Genomic DNA, 15125 nt, shown 5'->3' with positions numbered 1-15125 from the left:
AAGCCGGAGGGCTGAACGCTGTACAGACGGAGATCACCGTCAATCGCGGATCCTACAGGGGTCAAACTGGCATCACGGCTAGCCTTTCGCAGCTCTCAACATCTTTCAGGAGTCGTTTGGACAGCCAAGAGCACCACCCACTGCACGAGCGGCTGGCACCACTGCTTCAGGAACTGCGTGCGCTGGCGGATCAGGAACAGAACAATCCCGACAGCCTGCTGCTGTTGCTGCGGGAACTGGAGGCTGTCCATCGCGATGTGCAGGAGGGTCCGTTCCGCCAGAGCCTTCCGGAAAATCGCCAGAAACTGTTTTCTCTGCTGCAAACCATGGAAAAAAGCGGCGGTTGGCCTTACATCCCACGGCTTCAGCTGCGCACCTTCATCGACCTGCTGGGGCAGGACTCGACGGGACTTGCTGCCTGACGGCAAGCAGAGCATCCAGCAGCTGATGGGCCAGCTGCAACTTTCCGGTTACCGGAAGCTCCTTGGACCATCCGTCACCTAACAGCCAGCCGCCGTTGCGGGCTTGGCCAAACCCCTGCCCTGGCCGGTCAATGGGATTGACCAGCAACAGATCACATCCCTTACGAAGGCGCTTCTCCTCACCGAGACGGCGCAGGGCTTTGTGATCACCGGTCAAGGCAGCAAAGCCAAGGATCAACTGCCCGGCTGGACGCTGCTCAGCCAAACCCTGCAACAGATCGGGCACCAACTCCCAACCATCGGTGAGCTGAACCGCCAGGTTTGCTTTGGATACTTTTCCGCCTGCAGAGCCGTTGGCGGTTGCATCGCGGCGGAGATCAGCGACCGCTGCAACCATGGCGATCGCATCCATCCCAGCCTGCTGTTGCTCCAGCACCGCCTGCATCTCTGCAGCGCTGCTGACCGAATGGCAGTGAAGGGATTCCAACCAAGGCTCGGGAACTTGCAGAGGACCGTGGACCAACACCACCTCTGCACCCCGCAAACGCGCAGCTTGGGCCAGCAACACGCCCATCGCCCCACTGCTGCGGTTGGTGATCAAGCGAGCCTGATCAATGGGCTCAACGGTCGGCCCAGCCGACACCAGGAGTCGGAGTCCGCTCCAGTCCCTGTTTGCAACGGGGCCGGTATCGCCGCGGCTGAACAGGCTGCTGGCCGCCAGCTCGATCAGCATCGGATCCGCCATACGCCCGTCACCAAGGCGATCGCAGGCCAGCAGGCCCGGCTGAGGCATAAAGGGAACCACACCTGGGAAGGTCTGCACGACCTGCCAGTTGCGCTGGACAGCGGGGTGACTCCACATCGCCGTATTCATGGCGATGGCTGCCAGCACAGGACACTCGCAAGCAAGTAAGACGCTGGCGAGTAGACCATCGGCAGATCCCTGGCTCCAGCGACTGAGGCTCGTGGCACTCAAGGGAGCCAGCAGCACGAGTTCTGCCCACTCCGCCAACTCGATGTGCAGCGGTCGACTGCAGGACGAGTCCCATCCGTCGTCTTCCGTGTAGCAGCGGTGGCGACTCAGGCTCGCCAGAGCAAGCGGACTCACCAGCTTGGCGGCACTGGGCGTGACGAGACAGCGCACCTCAGCTCCTGCCTTCACCAGGGCACTGACTAATAGCGGCGTCTTCACAGCAGCAATGCTGCCGCTGACGGCAACCAGAAGACGGCGCCCCTTAAGAGGTATGGAGACCTCAGTCCTCATCAAAGGGTTCCTGATCGACCAAATGCACGTAGGGGGCCGTGAGTTCGGGGCGATGAATGGCCAGGGCCCGGAGCAGATGCCAGTCCGACAACCCCGCAAACGGCGTCGGGTAGTCGTCATCGTCCAATCGTCTCGCCAATACGGCGATCGACTCTTCATCGAACTGCGCCAGGCGTTCGGGGGTGATCGGGGTGGCTGATCCTGGAGCGGTGGTCATCACTGCATCGGGCCTGACTGTTCAAGTGTGGCTCAGCGCTAGCGTGGTTTTGCGGGGAATTAGCTCAGTTGGTAGAGCGCTGTGATCGCACCGCAGAGGTCAGGGGTTCGAATCCCCTATTCTCCATTTCATTGCCACGGTTCTGATGGGTCGGTACTGGATCCTCGGAGCTGTCGTGATGCTGGCGGTGCTGGCGCGACCTGACGCGTTGCTCACCTTCACCGTGCTCAGCCTGGCGGCAGGGTTAAGTGCCGGCAATCGCCCGCTTCGTCCCCGGCATGACACACCATGGGGTAAAAGGGAAGAGTGAAATTTCCTGTTGTCGATGTCGCAGTCGAAACGTGAGCAGGTCGTCAGTCACCTGCGCTACATCCGCCAGGAGCTGAGAGAGATGCATCAGGGCGTCATGGAAGATGGTTTGTTGCCGGAATCCGGAGAGGTGCGCGGTGTGATGGCACAAATGGAAGCCCTGCTGGAACTGCTTGAGGGCAAGTCGTCCAGAAAGGCGAAAGCTGAGTCCAGCTGACCCTCTGGCAAGCGGGTTGCCAAAAGTGCATCGACAGGTTTTGCTGCGTCAGTCCCCATCTCCCGGCCCGGGCAACTCCCGGGTTTTTTCTTGAGTTCCGCTATCTGTAGGTCTCGATACATGCCTAACCACTAAATGTGGTGTAGACCATGGTTGGCAGGGTTAGGGTCGGGTGATGGGGATCACCGAACGTTCTTCCCTGCCCCTTTTCCCACCTCAACCGATCGTGCAGCCCCAGTCGACCCGTCTGCAACGAAGCTTCGGGGGCCTCGTTCAGCGGCTGGAAACGTGGGCTGGTAATCCTTGGCGACGGCTTTCGCTGCTCTCCATCGCCGCACTTTTCGGCTTTTTAGTCGGCAGTGCCATCACCTCCGTTGCCGGGGTTTTGGGTCAGATGGATCCCGTCGGGGCCTTGATCGTTGTTCTTGGCACGGAAGTCACCGTGCGGCTCCGCAGCACAGGTTCGGCAAGACTTGTCGAACAGGTGCTGAACGTGAGCCGAATCGGACTCCTTTACGGGCTGTTTCTTGAAGCGTTCAAGTTGCTGTGATCTCTTGCCGTACAGAGCACGGACAAACCGGAATCCTCTCCATAGCCTTCGGACAGGTCCTTCCCCAATGCCATGGCTGGCGGCCATTTTTTTCTTGAACTCGAACCTCCCGAGGAACGTCTCCGCCATGCCCCCCATGTCGTGATTGTCGGCGGGGGATTTGCCGGCGTGCATGCCTGCAAGGCTGTGGCCAAGGCTGATGTGCGCATCACGCTGATTGATAAGCGCAACTTCAACCTGTTCCAGCCCTTGCTGTATCAGGTTTCCACGGGTCTGGTGTCCCGTGGCGACATCGCCACACCCCTGCGCGAGCTGGTTGGCAAGCAACACAACGTTCAGGTGCTGCTGGGGGAAGTCACCAACGTTTACCCCGAAGGTAAGCAGATCGTCTTCAACGGAAAGGTCTACAGCTACGACCACCTGGTGCTGGCCACAGGATCCGGCAGCACCTTCTTCGGCCACGACGAATGGCGCACCTTTGCGCCTCCGATGAAAATCCTCGAGCACGCGGAAGAGATCCGCCGGCGCCTGTTGATGGCGATGGAACAGGCGGAGCAGACCCCGGATCCCGACGCACGCCAGTTCCTCCAGACCGTGGTGATCGTGGGGGCTGGCCCCAGCGGCTGCGAAATGGCCGGTGCCGTCTCCGAGCTGATGCGCTGGGCCCTCAACAACGCCTTCAAACAGCTCGATCCCAACAAGACTCGGATCGTGCTGGTCGATCCAGGTGATCGCGTGCTTCGGGCCATGCCGGGGATGTTGTCGTCAGCAGCTCTGAAGTCGTTGGAAGCTGACGGCATCGAGTTTCTGCCCAAGGGTCGTGTCCAGACCATGCGGCCGGGTGAAGTCATCGTCGGGACACCCGATGGCGACGTCCGCCTTCAGGCAGCCACCGTCATCTGGACCGCCGGCGTGCGTGCGTCGAGCCTCGGCAAGAAGCTGGCTGAAGCCACAGGGTGCGAGGTCGACCGCGGCGGTCGCGTCATCGTTGAGCACGACTTCTCCATCGCTGATCATCCGGAGATCCGAGTTGCCGGTGATCTCAGCAGCTACAGCCACACGTCCAACGGCAAACCCCTCCCCGGAATGGCTGCCCCTGCCAAACAGGCCGGGGCCTTCATCGGCAAAGACATCGCCGCCATCGTTGCTGACAGGCCAAGGCCGACCTTCAGTTACTTCGATTTCGGCAGCATGGCCGTGCTTGATCGCGCCAGCGCTGTCGCCGACCTGCGCGGACTGCGCTTCGCCGATGGCATTGGCTGGATTCTCTGGGCCTTTGTGCACCTGGTATTGATCCCTGACTGGGAGAACCGCATCTCGCTGTCGATTAAGTGGATCTTCGCCTTACTGACCCAGCAACGGGCAGCCATCCTGCTGACCGGAATGCCCAGCCAACACATGGCCCTCGATGCCGTGGACGCGCACTTCCCGATGAAAGCCGGCGAAGGCGTCTCAATCGCCGAGCCTGATGCCGCCCTCAGGGCAGCCATGGATTACTACTCCCACCAGATGACGGGACATCCCCAGCCTCAGGAGCTGATGGACACCAGTTTCGATTCCGCAGCCGATTCAGCGGCAGCCATCAAATAAAGCAAAGCCATGCGGATCGGGACTCCGTTCCGCACCTGCTCCTCCACCAGACAGATCGACGGATCATCCAGCAGCGCTCCGGTCATCTCGACGCCACGGTTGACCGGACCGGGGTGAAGCACCGGCACAGGCTGCCCGCACAGGCTGAGCCGCTCATGGCTCAGCCCGAAATCGCGGTGGTATCGCTCCAACCCCGTCAGCAGCTGCTGCGTCATCCGTTCCTTCTGCAGACGCAGCGTCATCACCGCATCCGCGCCGGGCAAGGCACGCTCCAGACGTCGCTCCACCCGCACCGATCCCCGCTGTGGAACCGGATCCGCAGACTGGCCCGGCGGCGGAGCCTCCACGAACTCACGGAAAGCATCAGGCACCAAACTCGGCGGGCCGCAGAGCACAACATCAGCGCCGCAGGCGGTGAGAGCCCAGAGATTGGAGCGGGCCACCCGGGAGTGCAGGATGTCGCCGACAATCACGATCCGTCGCCCCTGCAACGCTTCCGGCATTGGGTGCTGCGGTGCAAAGTGACGGGCCAGGGTGTGCAGATCCAGCAATCCCTGGCTGGGATGGCTGTGCAATCCATCACCGCCGTTGAGCACCACCGTGCGCTCCCCAGCCGACTCCAGATCCTCGGCCAATTGCTGGGGCACCCCGGTGGACCGATGGCGGACCACCAACACATCCGCGCCCATGGCCACATAGGTGCGGGCGGTATCCAGCACGCTTTCCCCCTTGCTCAGAGAGCTACTGGAGGGCGAAAAGCTCTGCACATCCGCTGAGAGGCGCTTGGCGGCCAGCTCAAAACTGCTGCGGGTGCGGGTGCTGGGCTCAAAGAACAGGGTCGCCACCAAACGGCCCTGCAAGGCAGGAAGTTTGCGGGCACCGGTGACGGGCAGGGATCGAAACCGCTCCGCCAGCTCCAGCACGGCGGCGTAATCCTCCCTGGAGAAAGCCGCCAGATCGAGAATGTGGCGATGGTGCCAACCGCTCATCAGCCCATCACCTTCGATGGGAACCAGGCCTGCGACTGGCTCGGAGTGCGATCACCCTTGGCTCGGCGACTCACGCTGCGGCTCAGACGGAGATACCAGCGCAGTGGGAGATCCTGCCCCTGAGAGATACCGATGCGCGTGGTCGTCACAAGCTCCGGGCTGTCGAATGAGGCCGGGCGTGGCACCAGCCACACGTCATGTTCGCCCGTCACCGGCCGACTGTCATCGCTGCGGGTGAGCCCAATGCGCCGAGCCAGCAAGCCAGGGCCTGCCGCAACCCGCTCCGGCTCACCCGGAAGTGCTGCAGCCCTTAACAGCACCCCATTCGCCCAGTTGGAGCGATCGGTGACCACATTCACGCAGTGGTGGATGCCATAGCTGACGTACACATAAAAGCGACCTGGCGTACCAAACAGGGTTTCGTTCTGGGGCGTCCTGCGCCGGTAGCCGTGGCAGGCGGGTTCGTCCTGGGAATACGCCTCCGTCTCCACGATCACGCCCCAGAGCAGGCTGCCATCGTCTTGGCGTTTCACCAACCGGCAACCAATCAGTTCAGGACCCACGACCTCCGCTGGTCGAGCAAAAAAAGTTGCCGGTATTGGTTCCATCCTGATGACAGGCTGACACGACTCGATCAGCCTTGAGACATCCAGAGCACTCAGGCTGTGACAAGCCCAGTCCAAGCCCGGCGAGATGGCGTGTTCCTCGTTCTGGCCGGCCTGTTCTTGGGAACGCTGGGGATGCTCAACATCCTTGGGCTCACGCGCTTTCTGGAGCTGGGCAGCATCGGTAGTTGGCCGATTGTCGTGGCCGTTGGTGCTCTTCCTTATCCGATCACGTTTCTGTGCACCGATCTGATCAGCGAACTCTGGGGGGAACAAAAAGCCAACCAAGTGGTGTGGGTAGGGCTTCTACTCAACGGCTGGGTGTTGCTGATCCTCTGGCTGGGGGGGCTCTTCCCGGCCCTGGCTGGCAGCGACGAGAGCACCTTCCGCACCATCCAACAGCTCAGTTTTGGGTCAGTGGGGGCCTCGATGGTGGCTTATCTGACGGCGCAGTTTGTGGATGTGCGGCTGTTCCATTTCTGGAAACGCCTCACCAACGGCAATGCCCTGTGGCTGCGCAACAACGGCTCCACCCTGATCAGCCAGTTGGTGGACACCACCGCTGTGGTGCTGATCAGTCACTACGGCGCCCACGTGCTGCCAATCCAGGCGGACAAGGCTGTGATGCCACAACTGGTCGCCTTCATCGGCAGCGGTTATCTGTTCAAGGTGCTGGCGGCCCTTACCGACACCTTGCCGTTCATCTGGCTTACAGGCTGGCTGCGTCGCTGGCTTGACCTGCCGTTGCAAGACAGCGAGGACGCGACAGATCAAGGCTGAACGCTGCAACAGCAAAGAGGTCTCGCCAAGCTGGACGCATTCGTGGATGAGTCATGAACGCCGCCCTCTCAGGTTTCAATCTCGGCACGGTGCTGCTAGGCAGCATCGTTTTGTTCCCTCTGGCCTGCCTGTTCTTCGGGACCCGCGGCGGGTACTACAACACCGACAAGTACGACGGCAACGGCACCGCCCACTGAGCATGACTGCAAGCCTCCCTGGTCCTGTTGACAGCACCGAAGCGATCCGTCTGTCCCTGCGCAGCTGGCCCGAGGTCGACGATTACCTCAAGACCTGCAAGGGGGTGATCGTTCCCCTGGGATCCACGGAACAGCACGGCCCCACCGGTGCCATAGGGACTGATGCTCTCACCGCAGAAGCCGTGGCGCTCGAGGTGGGTCGTCGCACTGGGGTGCTGGTGACTCCAGCTCAGGCCTTCGGCATGGCTGAACACCATCTCGGCTTTGCTGGCACCATGAGCCTGCAACCGGCCACCCTGCTGGCGGTTATGCACGACCTGGTGCTGTCGTTGGCGCGCCACGGCTTTGAACGGGTGTTTGTGATCAATGGCCATGGCGGCAACATCGCCACCACCAAGGCCGCCTTCGCTCAGGCCCATGGCACGGCTGCGAGCCGGGACCTGCCCGCGGCACCGCAGCTCCGTTGCCGACTTGCCAACTGGTTCATGGCCGGGCCGGTGATGCGGCAGGCTCGCGACCTTTACGGCAACAAGGAAGGCCACCACGCCACCCCGAGTGAGATTGCTGTGACCCTGCAGGTGGAGCCGAGTCTTCAAACCAAGCAGCGCCCCCTGCCGGATCCGGCGCCAGCTGGACCGATTCACAGCCCCGAGGACTTCAGACGGCGGCACCCGGACGGTCGGATGGGATCACATCCATCGTTGGCCACCGCTGAGCATGGTGCCGCTCTGCTCGAGACAGCAGCGACCGCGCTGAGCGAAGATCTCCGCAGTTTCCTGAGCGAGACATGAGCCGGATCTCCGCTGACGACGTGCGCAAGGTGGCCCAGCTGGCCCGCCTTGATCTGCCTGAGGAGAAGATCGCCACCTACACCGGTCAGCTGGAGTCGATCCTTGAGTACGTCGGTCAGCTGGAAGGCATCGATACCGAAGGCGTCCCTGAAACCACCCGCGCCGTTGAGGTCACCAACGTGACACGTGAAGATGGCGTTACCCCAACTCCTGTCCGCGATGAAATCCTGAATCAAGCTCCCCAGCGGGAGGGAGATTTCTTCCGAGTCCCGAAAATCCTGGCGGATTGATTAGCGCTTGAGGGGGCGCCGGGGTTCGGTTTTGATCGCAATGCGATCGACAAATACCAACCAGTGACGTTGGAGAGATCGAATCGGCATCAAACGTGCTGCACCCCGCATTTTTCCGCGACGGCGCTTGTGACTGCGCACGCCGACAAGAATGTCGTAAAGGAAGTTGTACCCGTCGCGGCGGGTCTCAAAAATCCCCAATCGCTGCGGAGAACCCTTGGAATCGAGCAGGGGCTTGGTTGCTTCGTAAGCGGGCTTGTATTCGAACCAGGGAATCGATGGCCAGAGGTGATGAACCAAGTGGTAGTTCTGCCCCATGATCAGCCAATTCATCAGACGTCCCGGGTAGATCCGGGCATTGGTCCAGCGATTTCGCGATGTGAAGGGCCGGTGGGGCAAATAATCGAAGAAGAGCCCCAGAGTGACACCCACCATCAGGGCTGGAGCGAACCAGCAATTGAAAATGAACGGCAGAAATTCAAATCGCGCTGCCGCCAACACAATCACAACAAAAACACTGCGTTCCAATCCCCACTGCATCAGTTCCCAGCGCCTCCATAGCCGCCGCTGGAAGAAAAACCACTCGTGATAAAAAAAACGCGGTGCGATCAACCACAGCGGGCCAAAGGTGCTGACGATGTGATCAGGATCGTTCTTGGGATCATTCACATGAGCGTGATGTTCCAAGTGCACACGGGTGAACACTGGAAAGCTGAAGCCCAGCAACAGAGCCGAGCCGTGCCCCATGGCCTGATTCAGCCAACGGTTGGGGTGCGCTGCGTTGTGGCAGGCGTCGTGAATCACGGTTCCTTCCAGGTGCAGGGCCAGGAAGCCTGTGCACAACAGAACCTGCAGCGGCAAACCGCCTAGAAACCAACCCCAGATCGTGAAGGCAGCCAGCCCATAACCACCAAGGAACAGGGCCACGGTCGGGTTCCACGCCGCTGGCGGATCCACGAACTCGCGTGGAACCGATCGATACCCCGTGCTGACCGGACGAGGCTGCTGGTGGAGAGCAGAGCTCTGCGTCATCCGGAGATCAGGGCGAAGCTGAAAAAGTCCGCAACCAAGGTAGAGAAAGGAATGCCCACCGGGGGACTTGAACCCCCACGACCAAGGCCACTGGTACCTAAAACCAGCGCGTCTACCAATTCCGCCAGGTGGGCTGAACCCCGAGCTTACGGAGCGATCCACAATGAAGCAGATGATTCAGCACTACCGATGCTTGCGACCCTGAGCGGCGACGTCTGCCTGCTGTTCGGTCTCGCTCTGCTGTTGCTGCCGCTGCTGGCGGTGGAACTGAGCCGACCGCGAGACGGCGTGTTGGGGGCCATTGTTCTGCTGCTGGGCCTGGTGCTGGTGACCAGCAGCGACCGATTGCGAGGAGCGCCGATGTTGGCGGTGCTCTGTGGCGGCCTTCTGGTCAGTCGACTCAGTGCGGAAGTGGGGCAGGCGCGCTGGCGGGCTCTCGGGGAAGACGAACAGGCCCGGTTGCGTTCCGTCGATCACTGGCTGACTGGTCTACGCCAGCTCGGCACGGCCGCCGGAGGTTTGTCGGAAGGCCTCGGCGGGATCGCCAAACAACTGAAGCCAGCAGGGAAATCAGGCGTGTCCGGCAAGAAGTGGGTGCGCCCTGAATCAGTGGACACAACGCAGGCGGAACCGTCTCCCACACCCGAGCCCAGCCCTGAACCCACCATCAGCGAGGGTGAAGACTGATAATCCCCAGGCCAGAGCAGGGACCCAGTGACCAAGGAGACGCGCGACGCCGCCGCTGAGGGACGTCCCTCCTACAAGGACACGCTCAACCTGCTGCAGACCGGTTTCGGCATGCGCGCCAATGCGGTGAAGCGCGAGCCGGAGCTGCAGGCCTTCTGGAGCGACAACGGCATCGACGGACAGCTGGGGCTCCAGAACGACGGGCCCACGTTCACCCTTCACGACGGGCCGCCTTATGCCAACGGGGCCCTGCACATGGGGCATGCCCTCAACAAGGTGCTCAAGGATGTGATCAATAAGTATCAGGTGCTCAAGGGCCGCAGGGTGCGCTACGTGCCCGGCTGGGACTGCCACGGCCTGCCGATCGAACTCAAGGTGCTGCAGTCGATAGACCCGGAGCAGCGCCAGGCGCTGACACCGATCAAGCTGCGCAAGAAAGCCGCCGCCTACGCCCGCAAGCAGGTGGACGGCCAGATGAAGGGCTTCCAGCGCTGGGGCATCTGGGCGGACTGGGAACAGCCCTATCTCACTCTCCAGAGGGAGTACGAAGCCGCCCAGATCAAGGTGTTCGGCGAGATGGTGCTCAAGGGCCACATTTACAGGGGACTGAAACCCGTGCACTGGAGCCCCAGCTCCCGCACCGCCCTGGCCGAAGCGGAGCTGGAATACCCCGACGGCCACACCAGCCCCAGCGTTTATGTGGCGTTTCCGGCGGTTGAAGTCCCAACCCCCTTGCGGGATGCACTCAAGGCGGAGGGACTGGAACTGCCCACCGAGACGGACGCCCTTGGGCAGGCCCTTCAGGTGGCGATCTGGACCACCACCCCCTGGACCTTGCCGGCCAACCTGGCGGTCTCCGTCCACGAACGGCTCGACTACGCCCTGGTCGACGATGGCAACGGCCGGATGCTGGTGGTGGCTGCCGATCTGATCGAGTCGCTTTCCACGACCCTGGAGCGTCCCCTCAAGCACCGCGCCACGGTGAAAGGTGCCCTGCTTGCTGGACTCGTTTATCAGCACCCTCTGCTGGATCGCACCAGCCCCGTGGTGATCGGCGGCGAGTACATCACCACCGAATCCGGCACGGGCCTTGTGCACACCGCCCCGGGGCACGGCGTCGACGACTTTCATACAGGCCAGAAGCACGGCCTGCCCGTGCTGTGCCCCGTGGATGAAGCCGGCACCCTCACAGCAGAGGCAGGTCCTTTCGCAGGCCTGAACGTGCTCAAAGACGCCAATCCAGGGATCATCGAGGCCCTCGAGCAAGCCGGAGCACTGCTCAAGCAGGAGGCCTACAGCCACCGCTACCCCTACGACTGGCGCACCAAGAAGCCCACGATCTTCCGCGCCACTGAGCAGTGGTTCGCGTCGGTGGAGGGCTTCCGCCAGGACGCCCTCGACGCCATCGACCAGGTGCAGTGGACCCCTGCATCAGGCCGCAACCGGATCGAAGCAATGGTGAAGGAGCGGGGGGACTGGTGCATCTCCCGCCAACGCACCTGGGGAGTGCCGATCCCGGTTTTTTATCACCGCAGCAACGGCGAGGTGCTGCTCAATGCCGACACCCTGAGCCATATCGAAACGCTGATCGCTGCTCACGGCGGCGACGTGTGGTGGGAGAAAGACGAAACCGATCTGCTGCCACCCGCCTACGCCGACCAGGCCGATCAATGGCGCAAAGGCACCGACACCATGGACGTGTGGTTCGACTCCGGATCCAGCTGGGCTGCCGTATCAAGCCAGCGAGAGTCGCTCAGCTACCCCGCTGACCTCTATCTCGAAGGATCCGATCAACACCGCGGCTGGTTCCAGAGTTCCCTGCTCACCTCCGTGGCCGTCAACGGCCATGCCCCCTACAAACGCGTGCTCACCCATGGCTTCGCCCTCGACGAGAAAGGGCGAAAGATGAGCAAATCCCTCGGCAATGTCGTTGATCCGATGGTGATCATCGAGGGGGGCAAGAACCAGAAGCTGGAGCCTCCCTATGGCGCTGATGTGCTAAGGCTCTGGGTGAGCTCGGTGGACTACTCCGCCGATGTGCCCATCGGCGCTGGAATCCTTCGTCAGCTCGCGGACGTTTACCGGAAAGTGCGCAACACCAGCCGATACCTCCTCGGCAATCTGCACGACTTCAACCCCACATCCGATGCCATTGCGGTGGCGGACCTGCCGCTGCTGGACCGCTGGATGCTGCAGCGCACCGCCGAGGTGATGGATGAGATCACAGAAGCCTTCGAGAGCTTCGAGTTTTTCCGTTTCTTCCAGCTGCTGCAGAACTTCTGCGTCACTGACCTCTCCAACTTCTACCTCGACATCGCCAAAGACCGCTTGTATGTGAGTGCCCCATCTGACCAGCGCCGACGCAGCTGCCAGACCGTGATGGCTTTGATCATCGAGCGGCTGGCGGGTTTCATTGCTCCGGTGCTGTGCCACATGGCCGAGGACATCTGGCAGAACCTCCCCTACCCGGTCCAGGAAACCTCCGTGTTTCAGCGCGGTTGGCCCACCATTCCGAGCGACTGGCGGAACGACACGCTCTCTGCACCCGTGCAGCAACTCCGCGATCTACGGGCCGCAGTCAACAAAGTGCTCGAGGACTGCCGCGGTCGGCAGGAGCTTGGTGCCTCCCTGGAGGCAGCTGTACGCATCGACGCTCGCAGTCCCGAGCTGCAATCGGCCCTGTCCTGGCTCAACGACAACGGTGATCCTGACGTGGATGGTCTGCGGGATTGGCTGCTGGTGTCCCAGTTACAGCTGGGTGGAGAGCCCTGGGCTGAAGTGCTCGCCAGCAACGAGGACGACCTCGCGTTGATCGAAGTGAGCCGAGCGCGGGGAACCAAATGCGAGCGCTGCTGGCACTACGAGGGAGACGTGGGCCAGCATCCAGACCATCCCCACATCTGCGGTCGCTGCGTCGGCGTTCTGGAGCGCCGGACTCACCAGTTGGCCTGAACCAGCAGATCAGCCGGGGCCATTGGCCCTGCCAACAAAACTGCGTCGCTTGGATTCAGCGGTCCTTGGAGCAGTTCCGCCTGCTCCAGCCGAGTTTCAGGAGGCAACACTGAGGCATCGGGATCAAAGGCGGTGGGATGGGTCGTGCTGCTGCTGAAGCCTCGAAAAATCAACAGTTCGAACGGCTCTCCATCCACGTTCCCCGTCAATCGAACAACTCGTTCTGCATGCAGTCGGCTGCGCTCCTCCAGCTGCTGAACAAGCTCGATAGCGGTCATCAGAACTCACCGGCGACTCGGCCGTAGCGGGGCAAACGCACCAGCAGCCACTGGAGCAGTCCAGCGAGATAAGCCACCAGCGCTGCATAACCAACGAACGCCGCGACGGCCTCAGTCCACTGACCTCCAAAAACGAAATCAAACAGTGTTTCGACCCCACGATGAATGCCCTGCGGTGCTTCTAGCCAGGCGGAGCAGTCAGGGCTGGATTGGGACTCCATGCATCGCAGCCCCGTGGCAGTCATCACCAGGCTGATCACACCGAAGCCGCTGAGTGCCCACCGCCAGAGACGCACCGTCAGCGGCAAGGGGCGCCAGGGGGGCTGGTCCGCCAGTTCCTCGTTGAGGTCCACCCAGAACCAGACACTCACCACCATCAGCACGGGGGCGACCACAGCGGTCACGTAACCCAACGGGCGCTCATCGGTGAGCAACAGCAGGCTAATCCCCATCAAGCTGGCCACTTTCCAATACAAACCCAGCAGTCGCTGCACCACAGGTTCACGCCGCCAGGCTGACCAGATCAGCAGCACCAGAGGTAATCCCAGGGCTACCGTCGCCGCAAGCCTGTAGGTGAGCCACACCAGGGCCCTGTAGGAAAGCTCGTTCAAAACGGCATCGATGAGTCGATCCATTATCGATCTCCCGCACCGTGCTGCCGGGGATTGATAGGGTCCATTTCATGGGTACGTTCTCTCTTCTCGACTGGATCCGAGCAGCAACCTCAACACCCAGTTGTCGGTCGGCCCTCTCCACTCGCCCTTCCATGGAGGAAGCCGTTCGCGAGGTGGTCAGCCAGTTGGGACGGCGCGGGGAAGCCGATCTTGCTCTGGTATTCGCGTCGACCGCTTACGCCAGCGATCTGCCACGGTTATTACCCCTCTTACGACGGGAGTTGAGCTCCCGACACTGGCTCGGAGCAGCTGGCGGGGGGGTTGTTGGTACCCGCGCTGACGGCACTGCCGCCGAAATCGAGCAGGCACCATCCCTCAGCGTGACTCTGCTGAATCTTCCTGGGGCCGCGATCGACAGCGTGGCTCTTTCCACGACCTCACTGCCGGATCTCGACGGTTCAGCACAGACATGGCAGGAGTGGAGTGGCCTCAACCCCCAGCACTGCCGCAGCCAGATCCTGCTGATCGATCCCACCAGCAGCAACATCAACGATCTGATCAGCGGCATGGACTATGCCTTTCCAGGCGCCGAGAAAATTGGCGGGATCGCCTGCCCGCAGAACGCGCCCCACGGCTCATTGCTGTTCGATGACCGGGTGGTGACCGGTGCGGTGATCTGCTCCATCGGCGGCGATTGGCGACTGGACAGCGTGGTGGCTCAGGGATGCAGACCGATCGGTCCGGTTTTTGCGATCGAGCAGGTTCAACGCAACGTGGTGTTGGAACTCAGTGATGGGGAGCGTCGTGACACTCCGGTGGCCTGCCTGCAGCGAATCCTTGCGGACCTGAGCGAGGAGGAACGGGATCAGGTGCGTCACTCCCTCTTCCTCGGGATCGAACGCCGCAACCTGCAGCTCACGCCCAACCGTCTGGATGCTTCCGGTGGAGCCTTTCTGGTCCGCAATCTGATCGGGGTGGACCCCAACAACGGCGCCGTTGCCGTCGCTGATCGAGTCCGTCCCGGCATGAATGTGCAGTTCCAGCTACGGGAAGCCGATGCCTCCCGCAACGAAGCGCTCAACCTGCTGCGCGCCTCCACCGAAAACGCTGGCTCAGCGCCGGTGTTCGGCCTGCTGATGGCCTGCCTGGGGCGTGGCCAGGGATTGTTCGGTCAACCGGATGGGGATGTGAACCTGGGCCGAACGGTGATGCCGGACCTGCCGATGGCCGGTGCCTTCTGCAACGGGGAAATCGGTCCAGTGGCGGGATCGACGCATCTTCATGGCTACACCGCCTGTTGGGGGTTGCTGAGGCAGGATCCACCCTCCAATGCTGATTGAG

At 61.9% G+C, this 15125-nt stretch carries 19 protein-coding genes and 2 tRNA genes; 13 read left to right on the top strand and 8 right to left on the bottom strand.

All coding sequences use genetic code 11. The features are described 5' to 3' along the window. Positions 1 to 116 precede the first annotated feature (116 nt). The gene (locus tag SynA1524_RS01775) at positions 117 to 422 is read left to right on the top strand and encodes a hypothetical protein (RefSeq protein ID WP_186498702.1); all 306 of its coding nucleotides are present in this window, start codon (positions 117 to 119) and stop codon (positions 420 to 422) included. On the opposite strand, the gene coaBC is transcribed toward SynA1524_RS01775, so the two are convergent. Beyond that, the gene (gene coaBC / locus SynA1524_RS01770) at positions 379 to 1686 is read right to left on the bottom strand and encodes a bifunctional phosphopantothenoylcysteine decarboxylase/phosphopantothenate--cysteine ligase CoaBC (RefSeq protein ID WP_186498701.1); all 1308 of its coding nucleotides are present in this window, start codon (positions 1684 to 1686) and stop codon (positions 379 to 381) included. The genes SynA1524_RS01775 and coaBC overlap by 44 nt on opposite strands. Next, positions 1676 to 1903 (bottom strand): protein IsiD, encoded by a 228-nt coding sequence (gene isiD / locus SynA1524_RS01765; RefSeq protein ID WP_144416550.1) that lies wholly within the window; start codon positions 1901 to 1903, stop codon positions 1676 to 1678. The genes coaBC and isiD overlap by 11 nt, the downstream gene beginning before the upstream one ends. Positions 1904 to 1956: 53 nt before the next feature. On the opposite strand from isiD, the gene SynA1524_RS01760 reads away from it, so the two are divergent. From SynA1524_RS01760 to SynA1524_RS01740, 5 genes are all read left to right on the top strand, one after another. Then, positions 1957 to 2029: transfer RNA gene (locus tag SynA1524_RS01760), tRNA-Ala, on the top strand. Between the two features lie 19 nt (positions 2030 to 2048). Then, positions 2049 to 2213: a hypothetical protein gene (locus SynA1524_RS01755; protein ID WP_186498700.1), complete on the top strand. Its 165-nt coding sequence runs from the start codon at positions 2049 to 2051 to the stop codon at positions 2211 to 2213. 15 nt (positions 2214 to 2228) lie between these two features. Continuing rightward, positions 2229 to 2429, top strand: a complete 201-nt coding sequence (locus SynA1524_RS01750; protein ID WP_011127173.1) for a DUF8635 family protein — start codon at positions 2229 to 2231, stop codon at positions 2427 to 2429. Positions 2430 to 2604: 175 nt separating this feature from the next. Continuing rightward, a complete protein-coding gene (locus SynA1524_RS01745) occupies positions 2605 to 2979 on the top strand; it encodes a DUF565 domain-containing protein (protein ID WP_186498699.1) in 375 nt (124 codons plus the stop codon). A 72-nt stretch (positions 2980 to 3051) separates the two neighbouring features. Then, positions 3052 to 4569, top strand: coding sequence for an NAD(P)/FAD-dependent oxidoreductase (locus tag SynA1524_RS01740; protein ID WP_186498698.1), 1518 nt, complete (start codon positions 3052 to 3054; stop codon positions 4567 to 4569). On the opposite strand, the gene SynA1524_RS01735 is transcribed toward SynA1524_RS01740, so the two are convergent. Both SynA1524_RS01735 and SynA1524_RS01730 read right to left on the bottom strand, forming a co-directional pair. Next, positions 4509 to 5558 (bottom strand): aspartate carbamoyltransferase catalytic subunit, encoded by a 1050-nt coding sequence (locus SynA1524_RS01735; RefSeq protein ID WP_186498697.1) that lies wholly within the window; start codon positions 5556 to 5558, stop codon positions 4509 to 4511. The two genes, SynA1524_RS01740 and SynA1524_RS01735, sit on opposite strands and share 61 nt — an antisense overlap. Further along, the gene (locus tag SynA1524_RS01730) at positions 5558 to 6166 is read right to left on the bottom strand and encodes a DNA-3-methyladenine glycosylase (RefSeq protein WP_186498696.1); all 609 of its coding nucleotides are present in this window, start codon (positions 6164 to 6166) and stop codon (positions 5558 to 5560) included. Before SynA1524_RS01730 ends, SynA1524_RS01735 begins: the two co-directional genes overlap by 1 nt. 57 nt (positions 6167 to 6223) lie before the next feature. Between SynA1524_RS01730 and SynA1524_RS01725 the strand changes: the two genes are divergently transcribed. Genes SynA1524_RS01725 through gatC form a run of 4 tightly spaced genes read left to right on the top strand, consistent with a single transcriptional unit; the run spans position 6224 to position 8221 of the window. Beyond that, the gene (locus SynA1524_RS01725) at positions 6224 to 6943 is read left to right on the top strand and encodes a queuosine precursor transporter (protein WP_186498695.1); all 720 of its coding nucleotides are present in this window, start codon (positions 6224 to 6226) and stop codon (positions 6941 to 6943) included. Positions 6944 to 6996: 53 nt separating this feature from the next. Beyond that, complete coding sequence (locus SynA1524_RS01720) at positions 6997 to 7140, top strand: DUF8629 family protein (RefSeq protein ID WP_173358481.1); 144 nt, start codon at positions 6997 to 6999, stop codon at positions 7138 to 7140. 2 nt (positions 7141 to 7142) lie between these two features. Then, the gene (locus SynA1524_RS01715; RefSeq protein WP_186498694.1) at positions 7143 to 7931 is read left to right on the top strand and encodes a creatininase family protein; all 789 of its coding nucleotides are present in this window, start codon (positions 7143 to 7145) and stop codon (positions 7929 to 7931) included. Further along, positions 7928 to 8221, top strand: coding sequence for an Asp-tRNA(Asn)/Glu-tRNA(Gln) amidotransferase subunit GatC (gatC, locus tag SynA1524_RS01710; protein ID WP_186498693.1), 294 nt, complete (start codon positions 7928 to 7930; stop codon positions 8219 to 8221). Before SynA1524_RS01715 ends, gatC begins: the two co-directional genes overlap by 4 nt. Here gatC and crtR read toward each other — a convergent pair whose 3' ends face one another. Beyond that, complete coding sequence (gene crtR / locus SynA1524_RS01705) at positions 8222 to 9253, bottom strand: beta-carotene hydroxylase (RefSeq protein WP_186498692.1); 1032 nt, start codon at positions 9251 to 9253, stop codon at positions 8222 to 8224. It abuts the gene before it with no gap. Between the two features lie 52 nt (positions 9254 to 9305). Further along, positions 9306 to 9387 (bottom strand) — tRNA-Leu (locus SynA1524_RS01700). Between the two features lie 55 nt (positions 9388 to 9442). On the opposite strand from SynA1524_RS01700, the gene SynA1524_RS01695 reads away from it, so the two are divergent. Further along, on the top strand, positions 9443 to 9940 hold the full coding sequence (locus tag SynA1524_RS01695) for a hypothetical protein (protein ID WP_186498691.1): 498 nt from the start codon (positions 9443 to 9445) through the stop codon (positions 9938 to 9940). 27 nt (positions 9941 to 9967) lie between these two features. Continuing rightward, positions 9968 to 12892 (top strand): isoleucine--tRNA ligase, encoded by a 2925-nt coding sequence (ileS, locus tag SynA1524_RS01690; protein ID WP_186498690.1) that lies wholly within the window; start codon positions 9968 to 9970, stop codon positions 12890 to 12892. Here ileS and SynA1524_RS01685 read toward each other — a convergent pair. Both SynA1524_RS01685 and SynA1524_RS01680 read right to left on the bottom strand, forming a co-directional pair. After that, entirely contained in the window at positions 12877 to 13170 is a 294-nt protein-coding gene (locus SynA1524_RS01685; RefSeq protein ID WP_186498689.1) for a DUF7734 family protein, read from the bottom strand. The genes ileS and SynA1524_RS01685 overlap by 16 nt on opposite strands. After that, a complete protein-coding gene (locus tag SynA1524_RS01680; RefSeq protein ID WP_186498688.1) occupies positions 13170 to 13781 on the bottom strand; it encodes a DUF3177 family protein in 612 nt (203 codons plus the stop codon). Before SynA1524_RS01680 ends, SynA1524_RS01685 begins: the two co-directional genes overlap by 1 nt. Positions 13782 to 13852: 71 nt before the next feature. Between SynA1524_RS01680 and SynA1524_RS01675 the strand changes: the two genes are divergently transcribed. Then, on the top strand, positions 13853 to 15124 hold the full coding sequence (locus SynA1524_RS01675; RefSeq protein WP_186498687.1) for an FIST signal transduction protein: 1272 nt from the start codon (positions 13853 to 13855) through the stop codon (positions 15122 to 15124). The last annotated feature ends 1 nt before the right edge of the window (position 15125 follow it).

This window comes from Synechococcus sp. A15-24, assembly GCF_014280195.1.
In the GTDB taxonomy this organism is placed as follows: domain Bacteria; phylum Cyanobacteriota; class Cyanobacteriia; order PCC-6307; family Cyanobiaceae; genus Parasynechococcus.
This window is presented reverse-complemented; position numbering and strand designations above follow the sequence as displayed.